This is a genomic window from Acidipropionibacterium timonense (assembly GCF_900605005.1).
GTDB lineage: Bacteria > Actinomycetota > Actinomycetes > Propionibacteriales > Propionibacteriaceae > Cutibacterium > Cutibacterium timonense.
Window position 1 is genome coordinate 2,123,553 of the sequence record NZ_LR027558.1, and the last position, 21,419, is coordinate 2,144,971.

At 69.3% G+C, this 21,419-nt stretch carries 18 protein-coding genes, 4 tRNA genes and 1 pseudogene; 15 read left to right on the forward strand and 8 right to left on the reverse strand.

Annotated elements, in window-relative coordinates; genetic code table 11:
• Window position 1: 1 nt before the first annotated feature.
• The 4 genes from E0E30_RS10025 to dhaM all read left to right on the forward strand — a co-directional run bounded on the left by E0E30_RS10025 (window position 2) and on the right by dhaM (window position 3,409).
• The gene (locus E0E30_RS10025) at window positions 2-1,279 is read left to right on the forward strand and encodes an MFS transporter (RefSeq protein ID WP_130866851.1); all 1,278 of its coding nucleotides are present in this window, start codon (window positions 2-4) and stop codon (window positions 1,277-1,279) included.
• Window positions 1,280-1,344: 65 nt separating this feature from the next.
• Window positions 1,345-2,346, forward strand: a complete 1,002-nt coding sequence (gene dhaK / locus E0E30_RS10030) for a dihydroxyacetone kinase subunit DhaK (RefSeq protein ID WP_130866152.1) — start codon at window positions 1,345-1,347, stop codon at window positions 2,344-2,346.
• Window positions 2,334-2,975, forward strand: coding sequence for a dihydroxyacetone kinase subunit DhaL (dhaL, locus tag E0E30_RS10035; protein WP_130866153.1), 642 nt, complete (start codon window positions 2,334-2,336; stop codon window positions 2,973-2,975). Before dhaK ends, dhaL begins: the two co-directional genes overlap by 13 nt.
• A 17-nt stretch (window positions 2,976-2,992) precedes the next feature.
• Entirely contained in the window at window positions 2,993-3,409 is a 417-nt protein-coding gene (dhaM, locus tag E0E30_RS10040) for a dihydroxyacetone kinase phosphoryl donor subunit DhaM (protein ID WP_130866154.1), read from the forward strand.
• 94 nt (window positions 3,410-3,503) lie between these two features.
• Here the strand turns inward: dhaM and E0E30_RS10045 are convergent, their stop codons facing one another.
• On the reverse strand, window positions 3,504-3,962 hold the full coding sequence (locus E0E30_RS10045; protein ID WP_130866155.1) for a deoxycytidylate deaminase: 459 nt from the start codon (window positions 3,960-3,962) through the stop codon (window positions 3,504-3,506).
• A gap of 219 nt (window positions 3,963-4,181) precedes the next feature.
• Between E0E30_RS10045 and E0E30_RS10050 the strand changes: the two genes are divergently transcribed.
• Window positions 4,182-5,054 carry a nucleotidyltransferase family protein gene (locus E0E30_RS10050; RefSeq protein ID WP_130866156.1) on the forward strand — a complete coding sequence of 291 codons (873 nt, stop codon included), beginning with the start codon at window positions 4,182-4,184 and terminating at the stop codon, window positions 5,052-5,054.
• Window positions 5,051-6,265 carry a galactokinase family protein gene (locus tag E0E30_RS10055; protein ID WP_130866157.1) on the forward strand — a complete coding sequence of 405 codons (1,215 nt, stop codon included), beginning with the start codon at window positions 5,051-5,053 and terminating at the stop codon, window positions 6,263-6,265. Before E0E30_RS10050 ends, E0E30_RS10055 begins: the two co-directional genes overlap by 4 nt.
• A gap of 39 nt (window positions 6,266-6,304) precedes the next feature.
• On the opposite strand, the gene E0E30_RS10060 is transcribed toward E0E30_RS10055, so the two are convergent.
• Entirely contained in the window at window positions 6,305-7,312 is a 1,008-nt protein-coding gene (locus tag E0E30_RS10060; protein WP_130866158.1) for a cation diffusion facilitator family transporter, read from the reverse strand.
• Here E0E30_RS10060 and E0E30_RS10065 point away from each other — a divergent pair.
• Window positions 7,311-8,831: a patatin-like phospholipase family protein gene (locus E0E30_RS10065; protein WP_130866159.1), complete on the forward strand. Its 1,521-nt coding sequence runs from the start codon at window positions 7,311-7,313 to the stop codon at window positions 8,829-8,831. The genes E0E30_RS10060 and E0E30_RS10065 overlap by 2 nt on opposite strands.
• Window positions 8,832-8,850: 19 nt before the next feature.
• Here the strand turns inward: E0E30_RS10065 and E0E30_RS10070 are convergent, their stop codons facing one another.
• Window positions 8,851-9,630 (reverse strand): HAD-IIA family hydrolase, encoded by a 780-nt coding sequence (locus tag E0E30_RS10070; protein ID WP_130866160.1) that lies wholly within the window; start codon window positions 9,628-9,630, stop codon window positions 8,851-8,853.
• 196 nt (window positions 9,631-9,826) lie between these two features.
• Here E0E30_RS10070 and E0E30_RS10075 point away from each other — a divergent pair, with 196 nt between their 5' ends.
• The 3 genes and pseudogenes from E0E30_RS10075 to E0E30_RS10085 all read left to right on the forward strand — a co-directional run.
• Complete coding sequence (locus tag E0E30_RS10075; RefSeq protein ID WP_130866161.1) at window positions 9,827-10,807, forward strand: MsnO8 family LLM class oxidoreductase; 981 nt, start codon at window positions 9,827-9,829, stop codon at window positions 10,805-10,807.
• Between the two features lie 47 nt (window positions 10,808-10,854).
• Window positions 10,855-11,370, forward strand: a complete 516-nt coding sequence (locus tag E0E30_RS10080) for a methylated-DNA--[protein]-cysteine S-methyltransferase (RefSeq protein ID WP_130866162.1) — start codon at window positions 10,855-10,857, stop codon at window positions 11,368-11,370.
• 40 nt (window positions 11,371-11,410) lie between these two features.
• Window positions 11,411-11,923: pseudogene (locus tag E0E30_RS10085) on the forward strand (DNA-3-methyladenine glycosylase I); the annotation flags it as partial.
• A 26-nt stretch (window positions 11,924-11,949) separates the two neighbouring features.
• On the opposite strand, the gene E0E30_RS10090 reads toward E0E30_RS10085, so the two are convergent.
• Window positions 11,950-12,023: transfer RNA gene (locus E0E30_RS10090), tRNA-Lys, on the reverse strand.
• 1,638 nt (window positions 12,024-13,661) lie between these two features.
• Here E0E30_RS10090 and E0E30_RS10100 point away from each other — a divergent pair.
• From E0E30_RS10100 to E0E30_RS10120, 5 genes are all read left to right on the forward strand, one after another.
• Window positions 13,662-14,351, forward strand: a complete 690-nt coding sequence (locus E0E30_RS10100) for a hypothetical protein (RefSeq protein ID WP_130866163.1) — start codon at window positions 13,662-13,664, stop codon at window positions 14,349-14,351.
• A 399-nt stretch (window positions 14,352-14,750) separates the two neighbouring features.
• On the forward strand, window positions 14,751-15,935 hold the full coding sequence (locus tag E0E30_RS10105; RefSeq protein WP_130866164.1) for an SH3 domain-containing protein: 1,185 nt from the start codon (window positions 14,751-14,753) through the stop codon (window positions 15,933-15,935).
• A 165-nt stretch (window positions 15,936-16,100) separates the two neighbouring features.
• A tRNA-Glu gene (locus tag E0E30_RS10110) sits at window positions 16,101-16,176 on the forward strand.
• 334 nt (window positions 16,177-16,510) lie between these two features.
• Window positions 16,511-16,584 (forward strand) — tRNA-Asp (locus E0E30_RS10115).
• 63 nt (window positions 16,585-16,647) lie between these two features.
• A tRNA-Phe gene (locus E0E30_RS10120) sits at window positions 16,648-16,724 on the forward strand.
• Window positions 16,725-16,958: 234 nt separating this feature from the next.
• Here the strand turns inward: E0E30_RS10120 and E0E30_RS10125 are convergent.
• The 4 genes from E0E30_RS10125 to E0E30_RS10140 all read right to left on the reverse strand — a co-directional run bounded on the left by E0E30_RS10125 (window position 16,959) and on the right by E0E30_RS10140 (window position 21,389).
• A complete protein-coding gene (locus E0E30_RS10125) occupies window positions 16,959-17,855 on the reverse strand; it encodes a carbohydrate ABC transporter permease (RefSeq protein WP_130866165.1) in 897 nt (298 codons plus the stop codon).
• A complete protein-coding gene (locus tag E0E30_RS10130; RefSeq protein ID WP_130866166.1) occupies window positions 17,852-18,751 on the reverse strand; it encodes a carbohydrate ABC transporter permease in 900 nt (299 codons plus the stop codon). Before E0E30_RS10130 ends, E0E30_RS10125 begins: the two co-directional genes overlap by 4 nt.
• A 151-nt stretch (window positions 18,752-18,902) precedes the next feature.
• Window positions 18,903-20,216: an ABC transporter substrate-binding protein gene (locus tag E0E30_RS10135; protein WP_130866167.1), complete on the reverse strand. Its 1,314-nt coding sequence runs from the start codon at window positions 20,214-20,216 to the stop codon at window positions 18,903-18,905.
• Between the two features lie 198 nt (window positions 20,217-20,414).
• Window positions 20,415-21,389, reverse strand: coding sequence for an alpha/beta hydrolase (locus E0E30_RS10140; RefSeq protein WP_130866168.1), 975 nt, complete (start codon window positions 21,387-21,389; stop codon window positions 20,415-20,417).
• Between the last annotated feature and the right edge of the window lie 30 nt (window positions 21,390-21,419).

Sequence of the window (21,419 nt, forward strand, 5' to 3'; positions counted from 1 at the left end):
GATGTTCGCCAGCATGTCGGTGCCGAACTACCGCACGTACTTCTGGGGCACCGTCCTGGCGAACATGGGTCAGTGGATGGCGCGGACGGCCCAGTCCTGGCTCGTCCTGGTCATCCTCACCCACAACAACGCCTCGGCACTGGGCTGGATGACCGCGGTGAACTTCGCCCCCATGCTCGTCCTCACTCCGTGGGCCGGCGCTCTGGCCGACCGACTGCCCAAGCGGCGCATCATGGTCATCGCCCAGATCGTCATGGGGATCGACGCCACCATCCTGGCCACCCTCGTGCTCACCGGTCACGTGCGGCTGTGGCACGTCTTCGTCCTGGCCGCCATGGACGGGATCGCCGGGGCCTTCTACAGCCCGGCCATGCAGGCCTTCGTCTCGGAGGTCGTCCCGCTGTCCCAGCTCCCCAATGCCATCAGCCTCAACAGCGCCTCCTTCAACGGCGCCAGGCTGCTCGGACCGGGGCTGGCCGGGGTGCTCATCGCCGTCATCGGCACCGGCTGGGTCATGGCCATCAACGTCGGCTGCTTCATCGGCTTCATCGCCTGCCTGCTGCTCATGCGGGCCGATCAGCTGCACCCCTCCCCGCCGGCCAAGGAGAAGTCGGGGGTCATGGACGGGGTGCGGTACGTCAACAACCGCTTCGACCTCAAGGTGCTCCTGGCGATCGCCTTCATGATGGGCACCTTCGGCTTCAACTTCAACATCTCGGACGCCGTCATGGCCACCGCCGAGTTCGGCAAGGGCCCGGGCGAGTACGGCCTGCTCGGCTCGGTCATGGGTGTCGGCGCCATCATCGCCGCCTTGGGAGCGGCTCGCCGGGCCCCGAGACTGCGGTGGGTCGAGCTCGCCCTCGTCGTCTACACGATCTCCATGGCGGCTGCCACCTTCGCCCCGACGTACCCGATCTTCGCCGTCCTCATGGCGCCGGTGGGCTGGGGGGCGATCTCGTCGATCATCATCGCCAACTCCCTCGTGCAGACCTCCGTGTCCCCGCAGATGCGCGGTCGGGTCATGAGCCTGTGGTCGGCCCTCGTCATGGGCGGCACCCCGCTGGCCTCTCCCCTCATCGGCTGGTTCGGGGACGCCCTGGGGCCCCGCTGGACGGTCGGCGTGCCCTGCCTGTCGATCGCCGCGACCTTCGTCGTCGTCACCGTCTTCATCATGAGGGTCGATTCACTACGGGTTCGGATCGATCCGTCGAAGCATGCCCCGTGGTTGCGGATCGTGCGGGGTCGGGTCACCGTCAACTACACCCAGACGATCCGCTGAGACCTCTCCCCCAATTCCACGGCCTGGGCGCTCGGGGGCTTGACCGCTCTGGTTGACTTGACCCCATGAAGAAGCTCATCAATGCCGTTGAGAATGTCGTCCTCGATTCCCTCGTCGGTGTGGCCGCTGCGCACCCCGACACCCTCCGTGTCGACCTCGAGAACCGTGTGGTGCTGCGCGCCGATGCGCCGGTCCAGGGCAAGGTCGGCCTGGTCTCGGGTGGCGGGTCCGGCCACGAGCCCCTGCACGGCGGGTACGTCGGTCTCGGCATGCTCGATGCCGCCTGCTGCGGTGAGGTCTTCACCTCACCCGTCCCCGACCAGATGATGGCCGCGACCCATGCCGTCGACGGTGGCGCCGGCGTCATCCACATCGTCAAGAACTACACCGGCGACGTCATGAACTTCGACATGGCCGCCGAGATGGCCGCCGCCGAGTCCGGCGTGCGCGTCGAGTCGATCGTCGTTGCCGACGACGTCGCGGTCCAGGATTCGCTCTACACCGCGGGTCGTCGCGGTGTCGGTCTCACGGTGTTCATGGAGAAGCTCCTCGGCGCCGCGGCCGAGGCCAAGCAGGACATCGACTCCCTGCTGGCCCTGGCAGCTCGGATCAATGACGCCGGCCGCTCCTTCGGTATCGCCCTCACCTCGTGCACGGTGCCCGCCGCCGGCAAGCCGACCTTCGAGCTCGGCGAGGACGAGATGGAGCTGGGCATCGGCATCCACGGCGAACCCGGCCGCGAGAAGGTCAAGCTCGGCACCGCCGCCGAGGTCGCCGAGCAGCTCGTCGAGCCCATCCTCGCCGACCGCGACTACACCGGGGCCCCGGTCATCGCCATGCTCAACGGCATGGGTGGCACCCCGCTCATCGAGCAGTACCTCGTCTACGGCGAGGTCGCCAAGATCCTCGACGGCAAGGGCATCAAGATCGCGCGCAGTCTCGTCGGCAACCACATCACCTCCCTGGAGATGGCAGGATGCTCCCTGACCCTCTTGGGTGCTGACGACGACCTGCTCGCTCTGTGGGACGCGCCGGTCAACACACCCGGACTTCGTTGGGGATGCTGATGTCAGAACTGACCGTCGAGACCGCCGCCGCCTGGCTCAAGGACTACTCGCAGGTTGTCGCCGAGAATTCCACGATGCTCACCGATCTGGACCGCCAGATCGGTGACGCCGACCACGGGTCCAACATGACCCGCGGCATGGCCGCCGTGGCCGCCCTCGACCCGGCCACCTTCGCCGATGCGTCGAGCCTGCTCAAGAAGGCCGGCATGACCTTGGTGAGCACGGTGGGCGGGGCGTCCGGCCCGCTCTACGGCACGCTCTTCCTGCGTCTGGGAACCTTCCTGGCGCCTGGCCACGAGTTCGACGCCGCCGCCTTCGGTGCCGCGCTCAAGGCCGGACTGGAGGGGATCGTCGCTCGGGGCAAGGCCGAGCGTGGCGACAAGACGATGGTCGACGCCCTCGCGCCGGCCGTCGAGGCCTGCTTGGCCGCCGCCGAGAAGGGAGCCGGGCTCAAGGAGGCCCTCGATGCGGCCTCGGCCGCCGCGAACGAGGGGCGCGACGCCACCGTCGAGATGATCGCCCGCCGCGGGCGCGCGTCCTACCTGGGCGAACGGTCCAAGGGCCACCAAGACCCGGGGGCGACCTCCCTGGCCCTGCTCATCGAGTCGGCAGCCCGCTGCCTGGCCTGAGATCCGGAAAGGTAGACATGAGCAAGGTCGGAATCGTCGTCGTCTCGCACAGCCGAGCCCTCGCCACCGCGGCGGTGGACCTCGTGTCCCAGATGGTTCCCGAGGAGTCGCGCCCGCCGATCCGGGTGGCGGCGGGCCTCGACGACACCACCCTGGGCACGGACGCCACGGCCATCGGTCGGGCCATCGGCGAGTTGTCGGACTGCCCCGGCATCCTCGTCCTCGTCGATCTCGGGTCGGCCATCCTCTCCACGGAGATGGCCCTCGAGTTCATCGACGAGGACCTCGCCGCCAAGGTGTGCCTGTCCCCCGCGCCGCTGGTCGAGGGGCTCTTCGCTGCGTTCATCACCGCCTCGACCGAGGCCAACCTGGCGACGGTCGAGCGGGACGCCCTCGAGGCGCTCAAACCGAAGCAGGCGCAGATCTCCCAGTGAGCCCTCCGCCGTGCCGCGTCACGGCTCATGAGGGTCGAGCCCGTCCGGTCCTGCCGGGCGGGCTCGATCGCGTGACGGTTTGGGCCCGCTCCCCTCAGCGGGTCCAGTCGACGAGGCCGTCGGCGTCGAACTCCCCGCCCGGCCAGACCGCCCGCACCACCCCGGCGGCGGCCAGGGCCTTGCGACAGCCCGGGCAGGGCTGGTCGGTGATGTAGGCCGTCGATCCGGCAGTGTCCCGGGTGGCGAAGAGCAGGGCGTTGACCTCGGCGTGGATGGCGATGCAGAACCCGGGACTGCCGGGGACGTCGTAGTCGGAGAAGGCCGGCACCTCGCCGTAGCCCAGACGCCCCCGTGGACAAGCCCCCTCGAGGCAGTCGGGACGTCCCGGGGCGGCGCCGTTGTACCCGGTGGCGATGATGCGGTGTTCGTGGACGAGGACCGCCCCGACGCGCCGTCGGGTGCACTTGGCGCGGGCCGCCACGGCCCGGGCGATGCCCAGGAAGTACTCGTCCCAGCCGGGAACGGTGACCGGGGTGCCGGGTTCAGGACGCATGGGGTCTCCCTCGTCGATGTCTCGCGACATTGTCGCACCCTTTCGTCACTCGTCGGCCCCATCCCCCATCGGCCCCATCCCTCATCGGCCCCATCCCTCATCGGCCCGAGTGCCTCATCGTCCGGCACGTCCGCCGAGCCGCGCAGCCGTGCTGCGCATTCGCGCACCCGGACGCGCTCAACGCTCAGCGGGGCGCACCTGCCCAGTAGGATCACCGGCATGACCGACAGCACCGCCGCGAGTCAGCACGTCGCAGATCCCTCCGCCGCCGCGGACGCCAGCCCGCACAAGGTCGTCATCATGGCCCGAGGGCTCGGCACCCGGATGCGCAGGGCCGCCGAGGGGGTCGAGCTCACCGCCGGCCAGGCCGACGCCGCCAGCGCCGGTGTCAAGGCGATGATCCAGGTCGGCGACGACCGTCCCTTCCTCGACCATGTCATCTCGACCCTGGCCGACGTCGGCTACGACGAGTTCTGCCTCGTCATCGGGCCCGAGCACGACCTCATCCGCAACTACTACGACTCGGTCGAGAAGACTCGCGTCACGGTGACCTACGCCATCCAGGAGCAACCCCTCGGCACCGCCGACGCCGTCGCCGCCGCCGAGTTCTTCGCCGCCGGCGACCGGGTGCTCGTCATCAACTCCGACAACTTCTACCCTTCCGGGGCCGTGGCCCGCCTGGCCGAGGCCCCGGCCTCGGCCACCCTGGGGTTCACCAAGGAAGCCATGATCGCGAGGTCGAACATCGACCCGGAGCGGATCAAGGCCTTCGCCCTGCTGCGCGCCGACGAGACCGGTCAGCTCGTCGACATCGTCGAGAAGCCCGACGAGGCCACGGTCGAGGCGGCCGGTCCGCGCGCCCTGGTGTCCATGAACTGCTTCCTCCTGGGGCCGCGCGTCTTCGAGGCCTGCCGAGCCATCGACCGGTCACCGCGCGGGGAGTACGAGATCGTCGACGCCGTCCGCTGGATGGTCGAGCACGGGGAACGGTTCGACGTCATCGGGGTCGACGACGGGGTGCTCGACATGTCGAACCGGGGCGACATCGCCTCGGTGGCGGCGGCCCTGGCGAAGGCGCAGGTGCGGCTGTGACGAGGTGGTTCGTCCCCGGGCGCATCGAGGTCCTCGGCAAGCACACCGACTACGCCGGTGGTCGTACCGTCGTCGCCGCGGTCGATCGTGGAGTGACGACGACCTGCGAACCCGCGGTGACGACGACCGCTGAGCCCGGCGGCCCACGCTTCACCGCCCGCAGCACCGCCGTCCCCGGCGCCCTCGACCTCACCCCCGGGTCCCGCCCCGATCTTCCCGCCGGGCACTGGGGAGGGTACGTCCAGGCCGTCCTCGACCGGCTGACGGACAACTTCGGGCCGCTGGCCCCGGCGTCCATCACGGTCTCCGCCGATCTGCCCCTGGCCAGCGGGATGAGCTCCTCCTCGGCCCTGGTGAGTTCCCTCGTCCTGGCCCTGGCCGATGCCAACGACCTGCGCAGCGACCCGCGATGGACCTCGAACATCACCGACGAGGCCGATCTGGCCCAGTACCTGGCCTGCTACGAGAACGGGCTGAGCTTCAAGGACCTGCCCGGGGCGGCCGGGGTCGGCACCTTCGGCGGCTCGGAGGACCACACCGCGATGGTCTTCAGCGAGGACGGCCGGCTCGGCCAGTTCCGGTTCTGTCCGATCCGACTCGAGCGACGGGTCGGGTTGCCCCCCGAGCTGTCCTTCGTCGTCCTCGTCAGCGGGGTGGCCGCCGAGAAGACCGGCGCGGCCCGCGACCTGTACAACCGTGCCTCCCTGGCCACCCGCGAGATCGTCCGGCGCTGGAACGAGGCCACCGGCAGGCAGGACGCCGTCCTCGCCGACGCCCTCGCCGCCGATCCCGGCGCCTCGCGGCTCCGGGCCCTGGTGGCCGACGACGACTACCTCACCCGGCGTCTCGAGCACTTCCTGGCCGAGTCCGAGCGGATCATCCCGGCCGCCATGGACGCCCTGGCGGTCGACGACCTGGCCGGCTTCGGGTCGGCTGTCGACGAGTCGCAGGAGATCGCCGACCGGTTGCTCGGCAACCAGGTGCCGCAGACCATCGCCCTGGCCCGCGGCGCCCGCCGACTCGGGGCGACGGCGTCGACCTCCTTCGGGGCGGGTTTCGGCGGGTCCGTGTGGGCCCTCGTGCCGACCGCGGACGCCGAGGCCTTCGGTGCGGCCTGGCTCGAGGACTACCGCGACCAGTACCCCGCCGAGGCCGCGCAGGCGACGACCCTCGTCACCCGGCCGGGGCCCTCGGCGCGCCGGATCGACTGAACCGGCGCCGGGCCGCCGACGTCGAGGACCTCGCGGGGCTCAGACGTCGAGATCCTCGTACGAGCGCGGGTCCTCGATGGGTTCGAGGTGTCCCATGACCCGCATCTCGGGCCAGCGCTCGAGGAGTTCGTCGATGATGTCCTCCATGGCGTCGTGTCCCTGGCGCACCGTCCAGGCCCCGGGGACGAGCATGTGGAACTCGAGGAACCGCCGGTAGCCGGCCTCGCGGGTACGCACGGCGTGGAAGATGACCTCATCACTGCTGTGCTGGGCGAGGAACTCGCGGATGGCGGCGTTCTCCTCCTTGGGCAGGGAGACGTCCATGAGGGCGTCACCGGAGGCCATGACGAGCCTGGCACCGGTGACGAGGATGTTGACGCCGACCGCCATGGCGACGATGGCGTCGAGCCGGTCCCACTTCGTCAACCACACCAGGGCGACCCCGACGAGGACCCCGACCGAGGTCCACACGTCGGTCATGAGGTGCTTGCCGTCGGCCACGAGGGTGGCCGAGCGCCGCTTGCGACCGTTCGACAGCAGCACGGCGGCGACGACGCCGTTGATGACCGAGGCCACCACCGAGACGAGCAGACCGATGCCGACATCCTCGAGGGGCTGGGGGTGCAGGAACCTCAGCACGGCGGTGTAGACGATGACGGCAGCGGCGACGAAGATCATCGACCCCTCGCTCGCCGCAGAGAAGTACTCGGCCTTGGAGCGTCCGTAGTGGAACTTCTTGCTCGGCGGGCGGATCGAGACCTTGAGGGCGATGAGCGCGATGATCGCGGCGGCGAGGTTGACGAGGGACTCGGCGGCGTCCGACAGCAGACCGACCGACCCGGTGATCCGCCAGGCGACGGTCTTGAGGACGATCGTCGCCACTGCCGCGGCGATCGACAGCCACGCGAATCGTGACAGGTCCTCGGGCGGGTTGTGGCGCGGCACCGAGGTCTTCTGGTCGTCCGAGGCGATCGAGACGGTGGGGACACCCTGGGCTGGACTCACCGTCCCATTGTCCCACCGGGCACCGTTTACGATCGAACCCATGGAACTGCCCTCCTGGCTCGGCCTGCCCATGCTGCGTTTCGGTCATGACGCCCCCGCCCCGGTGCAGGGACTCGTCCTGGCCGGTGGCGGAGCACGCGCGTCGTTCCAGATCGGTGCCCTGCGCTACCTGTACGACGCCGTCGGGGTCGCCCCCCGCGTCGTCGTCGGCACCTCAGCCGGCTCGATCGTCGCGGCGACCCTGGCCCAGTGGACCGATCCGGCCCTGCAGGCCCGGGCCCTGCGCCGGCTGGAGACGATGTGGCTGGGCATGCAGGAGGGAACCGACATGTTCACCCCGCGCGGCTGGTTCTCCCGGCTGCTCGACAAGGGACCCGAGTGGGTGCGTCTGCTCGACCGGGAGGCCGAGACCCCCGAGGAACGTCGTCCGGCCCTGCCGTGGTGGTCACGCCCGTCGGGACACCACCCCGACGAGGACGTGGTGGAGGAACTCACCGGACAGGCCGCCACGCTGGCCCTGGCCACCCGTGACGACCCGGTCGAGGCCGGCACCTGGTCGGCCTCCGAGGTGCTCCAGACTCTCTCCACCCTCACCCGACTCACCCGGGACGGGTCGGACATCGCGACGATCCTGCGCGGGGCCGACCGGTCGTCGTCGACCCACCGCGCCGGGCCGATCCTCGCCAAGCTGCTCGATCCCGAGTTCTTCCGCAGCGACCTCCTGTCGGGCTCGGGCATGAAGGTGCGGATCGCCACCGTCGGCCTGGAGTCCGGCGAACTGCGGTTCATGACCGAGTCCGGGACCCTCGTCGACCGCAACAACGACCCCATCGGGTCGTCGACCTTCGACGTCTCCAAGGGCGTGCTGGCCTCGTGCTCCCTGCCCGGGGTGTTCCGCCCGGTCGATCTCGACGGGGAGCACTACGTCGACGGTGGGGTCCGGGAGAACGTCCCGGCCGAGATGGCGATCGGCCACCTCGGCGTCACCCATCCCTACGTCGTCACGTGCGCCCCGTCCGGCATCGACCCTGCCCAGAGCTTCGCCGGACGGACGATGCTCGACCTGGCCTCTCGGGCCATCTCGATCCTCACCGACGAGACCGAGCGCGACGAGGTCGCCTATGCCCGCACCGCGGGGGCGGTCGTCGTCAACCCCGAGGTGTCGGTGCACGACGCCATGACCGTCGATCCCGGGTTGCTGGCCATCAACCGCGACTACGGCTGGATGCGCGCCGCGCAGGTGCACCTGGGGGTGGACGACGCCGACCACGACCGGGTGCTGCGCATCGTCCGGGCCCGGATGCACGCCTGGCAGCTCGAGAAGGACTGGCTCGCCGGCTCCCGCGCCGCCCTCGACGAGCTGTGGCGGACGAAGGGACGCATCGGCGAGCTCGTCCGACATGTGCCACACCGATTGTTGCCCTGGCAGCCCCATGACTGGCCCGAGGGGATCGACGGCTCCGGGGGATTCACGACGAGCGATCCGTCGACCTGGGGGACGGCCGTCGAACGGCACGGGCACCTGGGCAGCGCCCCGGCGGCCCTCGTCCCGCACGACTGAGGGCCGTGCCCCGGCGATCTCAGAGCAGGTCGACGAGGTCGGCCACCGAGTCGAGGACGATGTTGGGCCGGTACGGGTAGCGCTCGATGTTCTCGCGCTTGGTGATCCCCGACAGGACGAGCACGGTGAGCAGGCCGGCCTCCATCCCCGCCACCATGTCGGTGTCCATCCGGTCACCGATCATGGCCGTCGTCTCGGAGTGGGCCTCGATGCGGTTGAGGGCCGAGCGGAACATCATGGGATTCGGCTTGCCGACGATGTAGGGCCTGCGGCCCGAGGCTGCCTGGATCATCGCCGCGACGGAACCGGTGGCCGGCAGCGGCCCCTCCTTCGACGGCCCGGTGGCATCCGGGTTGGTGCAGATGAACCGCGCCCCGTCGACGATGAACCGGACCGCCTTGGTGATGGCCTCGAAGGAGTAGGTGCGTGTCTCGCCGAGGACGACGTAGTCGGGTTCGGTGTCGGTGAGGATGAAACCCGCCTCGTGCAGGGCCGTCGTCAACCCGGCCTCACCGATGACGTAGAGCCGGGCCCCGGGCTGCTGGTCGGCCAGGAACCTCGCGGTGGCCAGGGCGGAGGTCCAGATGTTCTCCTCGGGGACGGTGAGTCCCGAGGCCTCCAGCCGGGCCGACAGGTCCCTGGGGGTGAAGATCGAATTGTTCGTGAGGACGAGGAACCGCCGGGAGGTGTCGACCCACTGCCGGATGAGGTCGCCCGCCCCCGGGATCTCGTGGTTCTCCTTGACGAGGACGCCGTCCATGTCGGTGAGCCAGCACTCGATGTCAGCCGGATTGCGCATGACCCCAGCGTATCCGCGGCGTCGGGGACGGGGTCCCCATCAGTTCGAGGCTGCACGAACGACCACGGGCCCCTCCCCCGACCGGAACGGGAGGGCCAGGACGACGGTCGAGGACGCGGGCTCACGACGGAATCACGGGAACAGCCGACCCGGGGTCGGTGTTGCACCCGGTGACACCTCGTGGAAGGGCACACCCGTGAAGCTCAGCGTCCTGGAACAGATTCCCCTCTTCGTCGACCACGACGTCACCACGACGCTCGCCGAGACCGTCCGGCTCGCCCAGGGTCTCGAGCAAGCAGGTTACGGACGGTTCTGGCTGGCCGAGCACCACGGGACGCAGCACTTCCTGTCCAGCGCCCCCGATCTCCTCATGACCGCCGTGGCCTGCGCGACGTCGTCCATCCGGGTCGGCTCGGGCGGCGTCATGGCCATGCACTACGGGTCGCTGCAGATGGCCGAGCGGTTCGCGACCATGGCCGCCCTCTTCGGCGACCGGATCGACCTGGGGCTGGGGCGGGCACCCGGTGGCGACATGCGCTCGGCCCACGCCCTCAACCAGGGTCGGGTCATCCGCCCCGAGGACATCGACGCGCTCATCGCCGAGACCGTGGGGTTCGTCCGAGGCACCCTGCCGCCGGAGCATCCCTGGGCGAGCGTCCCGGTCACTCCCCCGGCCACCGCCCGCCCGCAGACGTGGTTGCTCGGCTCCTCCGGCCAGTCGGCCGCCTGGGCCGGCCAGCACGGCATGGACTACGCCTACGCCCAGTTCTTCACCGGCCGGCAGAACCCGCGGATCATGGACCACTACCGCGCGCACCTGGCCGAGGGAGCTGCCGGTCGGACCCTCTCGGCGGTGTGCGTCTCGGCCGCACCGACGCGCGCGGAGGCCATCGACCAGGCCCTCATGGCGGCGAACTTCCGGGTGAGCCTGGGCACCGGCCGACCGGTGACCTTCCTGCCGGTCGACCGGATCGACGCCGACACCCGCGCGCTGCTGCGCAACTACGTGCTGTCGAACGAGGAGACGATCCTCGTCGGCGACTACGACGAGGTCGCCGGGAAGCTCACGGCCTTCCGTGACGCGCACCGCGTCGACGAGCTCATGCTCATCAGCTACCTCGACGACGTCGAGATCAAGCTCGAGCAGTACCGACAGCTCGCCGCGCGTCTAGGCTGACCTCGTCCCACACCGTCGCCGCCGGGCCGACTCCGGGGAGGAGCCCCATGTCCCAGCACCGCTCTCGTCCCGCAGTCGCCAGCCGGGTCGTCCCGACCCCCATCGGACCCCTGCTGCTGGCCGCCACCGACATCGGCCTGGTGCGGGTCGCCTTCGAAGGTGAGGGGTTCGACGCCGTCCTGGCCGAGATGGGCGGCGCGGGGACCCCGGGCGAGCAGGCGGCGCGGCACCTGGCGACCGCGCAGGGGCAGATCGACGAGTACCTGGCTGGACGGCGTCGCTCCTTCGACGTCGACGTCGACCTGTCGGCCGTCGCCGGGTTCCGACGCCGCGTCCTCGACCATCTGCCGTCGATCGGGTACGGGACGACGTCGACCTACCGTGAGGTGGCCGGGGCGCTCGGGTCACCGGGGGCCTCCAGAGCGGTCGGTTCGGCCTGTGCGACCAACCCGCTGCCCATCGTCATCCCTTGTCACAGGGTGATTCGGACGGACGGCGGGTGGGGAGGCTATCTCGGTGGGCTCGAGGTCAAGCAGTGGTTGTCGGAGCTGGAACGTGACTGAGCCCCTCGCGGCGACCGGCCTCGTCGTCGGGGAGGACGGGGTGGCACGCCCGAGCTGGGCGGCGTCCGACCCCCTGCTGCGCGACTACTACGACACCGAGTGGGGCGTACCGGTGCGCGACGAGCGCGGGGTCTTCGAGCGCCTGTGCCTCGAGGTCTTCCAGGCCGGGCTGTCCTGGGCGACGATCCTGCGCAAGCGGCCCGCGTTCCGGCGCGCCTTCGACGGATTCGACGTCGATCTCGTCGCCGACTACGGGACCGACGACGTCGACCGACTCCTGGCCGACCCCGGGATCGTCCGCAACCGGGCCAAGATCCTCGCCGCGGTGACCAATGCCCGAGCCACGGTGGCCCTGCGGGAGCATGGCGGGCTGGCGGAGCTCGTGTGGTCGTTCCGGCCGAGGTCATGGGCACGTCCGCGCAGCCAGGCGGAGATCCCGACCCGCAGCCCGCGGTCAGCGGCCCTGGCCTCGGCCCTCAAGGAAGCGGGTTTCGTGCGCGTCGGGCCGACGACGATGTTCGCCCTCATGGAGGCGATCGGCATCGTCGACACGCATGTCGTCGGGGCCGGACCCACAGGTGCCCCCACCGGGGCTCGAACCCGGGACCCGCGGATTAAAAGTCCGCTGCTCTGACCAACTGAGCTATAGGGGCCTGTCAAGTCTAGCGGCGACGCGTCGAGGCGGGGCCGCGGCGACGAGACTCACGTAAAAGGTCCGGATGCGGCAGCACGTGCCTCAGATGAGGATGTCCGCGTACTGACGGTGTAGGCCCGGGCCATGGATCGGGAGCTGTCGATGGCCGCACGCCGTGAGATCACCAAGAAGTACGCCCACCAGTACCGGGCCGCATCGAAGAAGGACAAGTCGGTGCTGCTGGACTCCCTGACCGCCACCACAGGCTGGACCCGTGACCACGCCCGCCGCGCGATCCGGGCAGCCCTGACGCGGAAAGGTGCCGCGTCCCAGCAGAAGCGCCGGCCCCGGCCCCGCAAGTACTCCTACGACGCCGTGAAGGTCCTCCAGCACGTGTGGAGCGTGACGGGTCAGCCCTCCGGGAAGTACCTGGCCCCCGTGATGGACGACACCCTGAACAGGCTGGAACGCTTCAAGGAGTTCGGGAAAGTCACCCGCCGGGCCACCCCCGCGGTGCTGACCGAACTGCGCTCCATGTCGGCGGCCACCATCGACAGATACCTGAAACCCTTCAAGGACGCCGCCTACCCGGCCGCCGGCCTGTCAGCCACCCGACCCGCCCCTCACATCCTGCGTGCCGCGGTGCCCCTGCGCACCAGCCTGGACGGGCCGATCACCGATCCCGGGCTGGTAGAGGTCGACACCGTGGCCCACTGCGGCCACACCCTGGTCGGGGAATTCCTGTGGACCTTGTCGGCCACCCTGCCCGTCTCCGGCTACACGGTCCTGACCACGGTCAAGAACAAGGCATTCGTCCACATCGGGGCCGGCATGGACCGGATCGTCGACCAGATGCCCGTGCCCGTGGCGGAGGTCCACGTCGACAACGGGTCGGAGTTCATCAACTGGGGCCTCATCGACTGGGCAAAGGGCCACGACATCGCGATGTCCCGCTCGCGGCCCTACAAGAAGAACGACAACGCCCACGTCGAGCAGCGCAACGGCGACTGGGTCCGCCGCCACGCCTTCAGATACCGCTACGAGACCGCAACCGAGCTTCAGCTGCTCAACCCATTGTGGCCCCNGTCCCGCTCGCGGCCCTACAAGAAGAACGACAACGCCCACGTCGAGCAGCGCAACGGCGACTGGGTCCGCCGCCACGCCTTCAGATACCGCTACGAGACCGCAACCGAGCTTCAGCTGCTCAACCAATTGTGGCCCCTGGTGATGGCCCGCAAGAACCACCTACTGCCCTGCGTCAAGGCCATCGGCTGGACCACCACCTCCGCGGGGCGCAAGAAGCGGGTCTACGACAAGCCCAAGACCCCTTACCAGCGGCTGGTCGACTCCCGTGTCCTGGACCCCGCCACACGGGCCCGCCTGGCAGCCGAGCACGACAGGCTCAACCCCGCCGATCTGGCCCGGCGGATCACCGACATCCAGAACCAGCTCATCCGCCTAGCCGAACGTCGCACCCAGACCGACCAACCCGCCGCCTGACTCATCTCCATCCGGACATTTCAGCTGAGGCAAGCGCTGCGCTCATCCGGACATCTTGACATGAGGCAAGACGCCGCGGGCCCGGGCGCACGTCCCGACACTGGCCACCGCCCGCGGGCTCCGACCCGAGACGCGCCACCCGTGCCACAGTGGGGACATGGTTCTCGCGACGGTACCGACGGGGATGTGGGTCATCCTGGCCATCGGCGTCGGCGTGCTCCTCGTCGCCGCCCTCGCCGACCGTCGCAGCGCACGCCCCGCCTCCGGCACCGTCACCCTGGAACCCGGCACCGCGACGGATCCGAGGGCCCTGCCTCCGATGACCCAGGACCTGTGTGACGAGGTCGACGAGCTCATCACACAGCCGGGCACCGTCACCGTCGAGGCGCCCCTGGCCGATCCCCGCTGCGCCACCCATCGGGCCCCCGACGGACGGCCGACGAGCGTCGTCCGACGGCCGGCGGTCATCGTCCTCGTCGATCCCCTCGAGGGGGCGCGGATGGCACAGGCGATCCTCCGCGGCGCCCCGCGGAGCCGGCCCCTCGTCGTCGTCGCCCCGAGGATCGACGAGTTCGCCGCCGGGGTGCTCGTCGTCAACGACGTGCACGGAAGCCTGGACATCACGCCTCTCACCGCCGACGACGACGCCCACGCCGCCATCCGCAGCTGCGCCGGCGCCCAGGAGGTCCGAGGTGCTGACCTGCGCCGTGGCTGGCTGCCGGCACCGGCCTGGGGACAGTGTGCCCTCGTCCTGTCCGACGGCATCTCGTCCACCGTCGTGCCCGTGGACGACTCCCCCGCCTCAGCCATGACGAGCCCCGTCGACGATCCGGCCACTGGCTCGTGACTAGGGACGTCGAGCCGGATCGAACCCTCAACCCGTGCTCTAGGGTCTGAAGATTCTCTGAGGAACTCTCATCGTCGACCGCCTGCCGCGTCCCCTGCGCGAGGGACATCCCCACCGGTGATGGCTGAGGGCAACGCACCTAGTCACGCTTGCATCCAGAGAATCCCTCCGAAGACATCGCCCCGAATGACAATGATGTGTTTTCTACCCCTTCGTCGGCGTGTCCCGTTGACTCGGGCAACCCACGTTCTCAGTACAGCTGGACCCGAGCTGTCCGATCGTCCTACGTTGGCCGTGCCGTGAGGATCTGCCTCCTGGTTGGACCCGTGGACGGGTCCGGGGAAGACCCAGGGACAGATCGGTTCAAGTGCGGGTCCACCCGCCGGAAGGAGTTCATCCATGGGTGTGCCACGCCCTCTTCGGATCGGCGCGACCGCATTGGCGTCGGCCGGAGTCATCACCACCGGGGTCCAGTTGACCGCCATCGACGTCGCCCACGCCGCGTACGGCTCCGTCACCGCGACGACCGCTGTCAACGTGCGTTCCGGCCCGAGCACGTCGAATCGCATCCTCGGCGTCCTCAACCGGGGCCAGAGCCTGACGCAGGCCGGTCCCGCCAGCAACGGCTGGGTGCCCGTCACCTGGCAGGGCTCGACGGCGTACGTCTACGGGCAGTACCTCACCGGCACGTCCGCGACGACGTCGCCGGTCGCGTCGACCCCGTCGACCCCGGTCATCCGCAAGGTCGTCGGCCAAGTGCGCGGCACGACCGCCCTCATGATCCGGACCTCGTACACCAACCACTACAACTCCGAGGGTGACGCCCCTGCAGGCACGATCTTCGACATCACGGGCCGCCAGGCCAACGGCGTCGCGGAGATCATCTGGCACGGCCGCGTCCGGTGGATCAATGCCCGCTACATCGTGCCAGTGGGCTCGACCTCGGGCTCGTCGACCCTGCCGGCGGTCGTCGGCACCCGCTATGCCCGCGTCGCCCTCGACATCCGCACCGCCTCCGACTCCACCTCCGTCACCGTCGGAGAGGTCCCCGCAGGCACCGCCCTCAAGATCACCGGCGTCTACGCGGGAGGACGAGCCCAGATCGTCTACAACGGCGCCGTCCGCTGGGTCACCGCCCAATGGCTCACCTCCACCGCACCCGGCACGACCTCGGGCTCGACCGGGTCGACGAGCACCTCCTCGTGGGCGGCACTCATGGCCGGCGGGTCCTCGGGCCTCCAGGGTCTGCGCCCCAGCGCCACGAAGATCGTCAACGACGTCATCGCGCACTTCCCGCGGATCCGCACCATCTACGGAATTCGTGCCGACTCGTTGCCCGACCACCCCAGCGGCCACGCCGTCGACCTCATGCTGCCCAACTACCGGGCCAACGAGACCCTCGGCTGGACGATCGCGAACTACTACAAGGCCCACGCCAAGGCACTCGGGGTGCAGTACATCATCTTCCACCAGCACATCTGGAACATCGCCCGGGACTCCGAGGGATGGCGCCTCATGGCCGATCGTGGCGGCGACACCGCCAACCACATGGACCACGTGCACATCACGACGATCTGGGACTGATCGACCGACGACCCGACCCCGGTCCGGCCGCGCCGACGCCATCCGTGACGCTCGCCGCCAGCCGGTCAACCGAGGCCAGGACCCGAACCCGTGGGCGGGGCGCATCGGCGCCCCGCCCACGGCGATTTCCCGCCCCCGCCGCGCCCCGCTACCATGGCAGCACCTGTCCCGATCGTCCAGAGGCCCAGGACACCGCCCTTTCAAGGCGGCAACGCGGGTTCGAATCCCGTTCGGGATACCAGTGTCGGCACGTGCCCCCACCACCTCTCGCCCCGCGAGGGCGTCGGGCCGCCCGACGGCGTCAGGAAAATCCCCTGAGCTCGACCATCCTCCCCTGACGGGGAACAACCTCCCGCTCAGGGGATTTTCGTGACACTCCACCGACCACGACCCGCTCGCGACAGCACCTCACCCCTCACCGCCCGAGCGATGGGACAGGGCCCCGTTCCCCTGCATCACCCCTTGTCACAGCCCTTGAGGATCGAGATGTCGCCTCGATTTCACTTTTCCCGCGGAACCTTGCTAAGCTTCTCGAGCTGCCTGAGAGCAGCGGTCAAGGACTCGAGAGAGTTCGAGGCCCCGTAGCGCAGTTGGTTAGCGCGCCGCCCTGTCACGGCGGAGGTCGTGGGTTCAAGTCCCATCGGGGTCGCTGGAGCGGTGATGTCGACATCACCGCTTTCGTGTTGAGTGGCTCCGGTCACACGACGCGGATGGCCGGGTAGCTCAGTCGGTACGAGCGTTCGCCTGAAAAGTGAAAGGTCACCGGTTCGATCCCGGTCCCGGCCACCATGAGCCCCTCCCCGTGAGGGGCTTCTTCCATGTCCGGACCGAGTCCCCCATCGCTCCTGCGCCCCATTCCGCGGGACCGACATGCGCCCTCCGGCGCGGGCCCACGGCCGCCCGTCCCGGAGCAGCGTGACGGACCGCCGACCCCCGGCCTCCCCCGCGACCGCCGTCCCCCGGACATGCCGAGGGCCGGCCGGGACGCTCCCGACCGGCCCACCAGGCTCCGATGGCCTCAGCTCACTTGACCGAGCCGCTCATGAGCCCGGACACGAAGTACTTGCCCAGGGCGATGTAGACGATGAGCGTCGGCAGGGACGCCACCAGGACGCCGGCCATGATCTGCGGGTAGTTCGGGTTCTGCCCGGACGCCAGCGCATTGAGGCCGAAGGTGACCGGGCCGTTGCTCTGGTTGGTGAGGAAGAGGGCGAAGATGAAGTCGTTCCAGGCGCTCGTGAACTGCCAGATGAGGGTGACGACGAATCCCGGGATCGACACCGGCAGAACGACCCTCGCGTAGGTCGAGAAGGTCCCGGCGCCGTCGACCCTGGCCGCCTCGATGATCTCGCTCGGCACCGCCGTGGCGTAGTAGTTGCGGAAGATGAGGGTGCAGATCGGGATGCCGTAGACGACGTGACACAGGATGAGGGTGGGGATGCCGGCGAACCAGGGGGCGGCCGTCTGGATGTCGAGCATCATCCCCGACAGCGGGATCATGATCGCCTGGTACGGGATGAACATCCCGAACAGGAAGAGCACGAAGATGACGTGGGCCCCCGGGAACCGCCACTTCGCGAAGACGTAGCCGTTGAGCGAACCCAGGATCGACGACACGATCGAGGCGACGATCGCCAGGACGAGGGAACGCCCCAGAGCCGGGGCCAGGGTCGTCCAGGCCGCCTGCCAGCCCTCCACCGACCACGTGCTCGGCAGGTTCCAGGCCGTCGCCTGGCCGTAGTCGGAGGCCCTCTTGAAGCTCGTGACGAGCAGGGCGTACAGGGGCGTGAGGATGAGGACCGAGAAGACGACGAGCAGCACGTAGCGCGTACCGGTCCAGGCCTTCTCGCCCGGCGTCGTGTGGCGGCGGCGCCTCGGTGCCGCGGTGACCTCGTTGACGGCCAGTGCCGAGGTGCTCATGCCCGACCCCCCTTCTCGGTGCGGTTGGTGTAGATGAGGTAGGGCACGACGACGACGGCGACGATGACGAGGAGGATCGTCGCGTTGACGGCGGCGGCGGTTGAGTCGTTGAGCTGGAACATCTGCGCCCACATGAGGGTCGCCGGCACTTCGGCGGTGTACGAACTCTGGCCGGCGATGGCGTAGATGAGGTCGAACATCTTCATGGACATGTGTCCGACGATGATGAGCGCACTGAGCGCGATGGGCGACAGCTGTGGGAACAACACGTGGCGGTAGAGCTTCCACTCGCTGGCACCGTCGACGCGCGCCGCCTCACGCTGGTCCTCCGAGATGCCCCGGAACCCGGCCAGGAAGAGCGCCATGATGTAGCCCGAGAGCTGCCAGATGGCCGGGATGGCCATGGCCGCCATGTTGAACCTGCCTGCCGAGTACCAGGACGACTGCAACTGCGGCATGCCCATCATCTGGAAGAGCTGGTTGAGACCCACCGCCTGGGCGCCCTTGGCCGGTGAGAGCAGCCATCGCCAGATGACGCCCGCGGCGATGAACGACACCGCCATGGGGAAGAGGAAGATCGACCGGAAGACCGACTCGGCCCGCACCCCCTTCTCGAGGAGGAAGGCCCACAACAGCCCGAAGAACATCGTCCCGGCCACGAAGACGACCGTGAGGACGAGCAGGTTCCACATGGCGTGCTGGTAGCGGTCGTCGGACAAGAGCCGGCTGTAGTTCTCCCACCCCCCGGGGGCCTTGATCCGGCCGGACCTCGTCTGGACCCGCTGCAGGGACGTGACGATGTTCTGGCCGATGAACCCGTAGACGAAGATCCCCACGAGGATCATCGACGGGAGGACGAAGAGGAAACTGGGCAGCCAGCGCCTCACCTTGTGCATGTCCCTTGCTCCTGGTCGGCGACGATTCGATGGCTCGGCGTCCGCTCCCCCACCGGGGTGGGACGCCGCCGGGCCGGGTGGCCCGCGTCAACCGCGGACCACCCGAATGATCGGGAGGTCCCCGCCCGGCATGGGGACCTCCCGAGTGACGTCACTGGGCGTACTTGTCGTGCGCCGCGACGAGCGCGGAGGCCAGGTTGTCGGTGTTCTTGTCCTGGTAGAACTTGCTCATCGCCGTGTTGATCTCCGAGCTCCAGGCCAGCGGCACCGCGGCGCCGTGGGCGATGGAGGACACGATCTTGAGCGACTTGAAGTCCTTCATGGCGTCCTGCTGGTACTGGCTGAAGCCGTCGGCGGAGACGTCGGTCCGGGCCGGGATGGAGCCCTTGATCTGGTTGAAGGTCGTCTGGGCGTCCTTGGAGCCGACGAACCGCAGCCAGTCCTTGGTGCCCTCGGGGTTCTTCGTCCCGACCGGCAGGGTGAAGGAGTCGGCCAGGAAGTCGTAGACAGGCTCCTTGCCGGGCACGGCGAAGGCCGTGTAGTCGGTGCCGTACTTCTTGCCCTTGGACACGAACTCGGCCACGGCCCAGTCGCCCATGACGTTGTAGGCGGCCTTGCCGTCGGAGACCATGTCGGTCGCGTTCGGCCAGTCGTCACCGTCGGAGGCGGTGTTGGCGAAGGTGAGCGCCTTCTTGTAGTCCTCGATCGCCGCCTTGACCTCGGCGGAGTCCCACTTGCCGTCCTTGGCGAAGAGCTTGGTGTAGCCATCGGCGCCCAGATCGGCCATGAGGATGGACTCGAAGAGCTCGGTCTGGGTCCAGGTGCCGCCGACCGACAGCGGCGTGGACACCCCGGCGGCCTTGACCCTGGCCATGTCGGCCAGCCAGCCCTTGACGTCGGTCGGCGTCTGGGTGATGCCGGCCTTCTTGAGGATGGCCGTGTTGGCCCACACGACGTTGGCGCGGTGGATGTCGACGGGCACCGAGTAGATGTGACCGTCCACGGTGAGGCGGTCCATGAGCGTCTTGGGGAAGACCGACTCGCCGCCGAGCTCCTTGATGATGTCGTCGACGGGCTCGATCTGGTCGTTGTCGATGTAGTCGGACAGCTCCGCGCCGGCATGGCCCTGGAAGGAGCCGGGCGGGTTGCCGTTCTTGAGGTCGGAGGCCAGCTTGGCCTTGGCGTTCGAACCGGAACCGCCGGCCACGGCCAGGTTCTTGAAGGTGTCGTTGGGGTACTTCTCCTTGAACATCTTCTCCAGGGCGTCGAGGCCCTTCTTCTCCGACCCGTCGGCCCACCAGGTGAAGACGCCGACGTCGCCACCCGCGCCACCGGCCTTCGGCGTCGACATCGCGGACGCCGAACCGCTCGTCGAGCTACCGCCCTCGGTCTTCGTCGTCGAGCTGCACCCGGCGAACACGAGCAGTGTCGCCGTCGCCAGTGCAGCGAGCTTCCTACCGTTCATCACTACCTCCATGGGAGTTGACCGGCTCGCATCGACGACACCTCTGCCTCGTGCATCACCAGCCGCCGGGCGCCCTCGTCCAGCGGGTTCATGATGTCAGATGACGACGCCGGTCACAACGTGTGCGCAGGTTCTCGGAGCGTCCTGTCAACAGGCTGGGTTTCCCGCGCCCGCTAGGGGCTCCGTCGAGGCCACGGATCACGCCGCGAGGTAGGCCCGGACCCACCGACGCATCTGCGCGAAGACCTCGGCGCGCACCGGCGGGGCCGACAGGACGAGGTCGTGCAGGCCACCGTCGATCCGCACCAGGGTGAGATGGCGTCCCAGATGGACCGACGCCGCCGCGAGACGCTCGACGTCGAGCACCGTGTCGGCGCGGCGCATGCCCTCGTTCCACGGCGTCGACAGGTCGCTGCGGGCGGACATGAGGCACAGCACCGGCACCTGGATGCCCAGACCACCGGCGATCTCGTCATGGCCACCGGTGATCGCCGCCAGCCAGCCGGCCCGCACCTTGAACGGCGCCCAGGGCGGGTCCTTGATGACCGGGATCGACCACTCACCACCGAACTCCGCGCGCACCGAGCGGCCGAAGTTGTCGCGTTCGGGCAGCGGCAGGACCGTTCCCGGGTCGGCGCGTCGGATGGTCCGGGCCAGCGGCCCCATCGTCGCGCGGGTGAGGGCCGACCCCTGCATGTCGATCCACGGGGAGTTGAGGATGACGCCGTCCACCGCACCGGGGTGGCGGGACACCCACAGCGGAACGGTGAGGCCCCCGGTCGAGTGACCCATGATCGTCACGGAGTCGTGGTCAGCCGCCAGCAGACGGACCGCGGCGTCGATCTCCTCGTCGTACTCCGACAGGTCACCCACCCAGCCGGACCGCTGCCCGGGCACGAGATTGCGGCCGTAGCGGCGCAGGTCGAGGGCGTGGAAATCCATCCCCCAGGACTCGACCTCGTCGGCCAGATGGCACTGGTAGAAGCAGTCCGACCAGCCGTGGACGTAGAGGAGGGCCCGTCGTCGAGGACCACCGTCACGACGGCGTCGCACCAAGGTCGCGGTGAGGGGCCCCTCGGGATCACCGGGAACCCGCTGGGCGTCGGGCAACTCGACGGCGGCGCTCTCGAATCCGTCGACCACCGTGTCGGGTCGCCACGAGAGGGCCGTCATCGGCCGGCCTCGTCGGGGGCACTGGGGGTG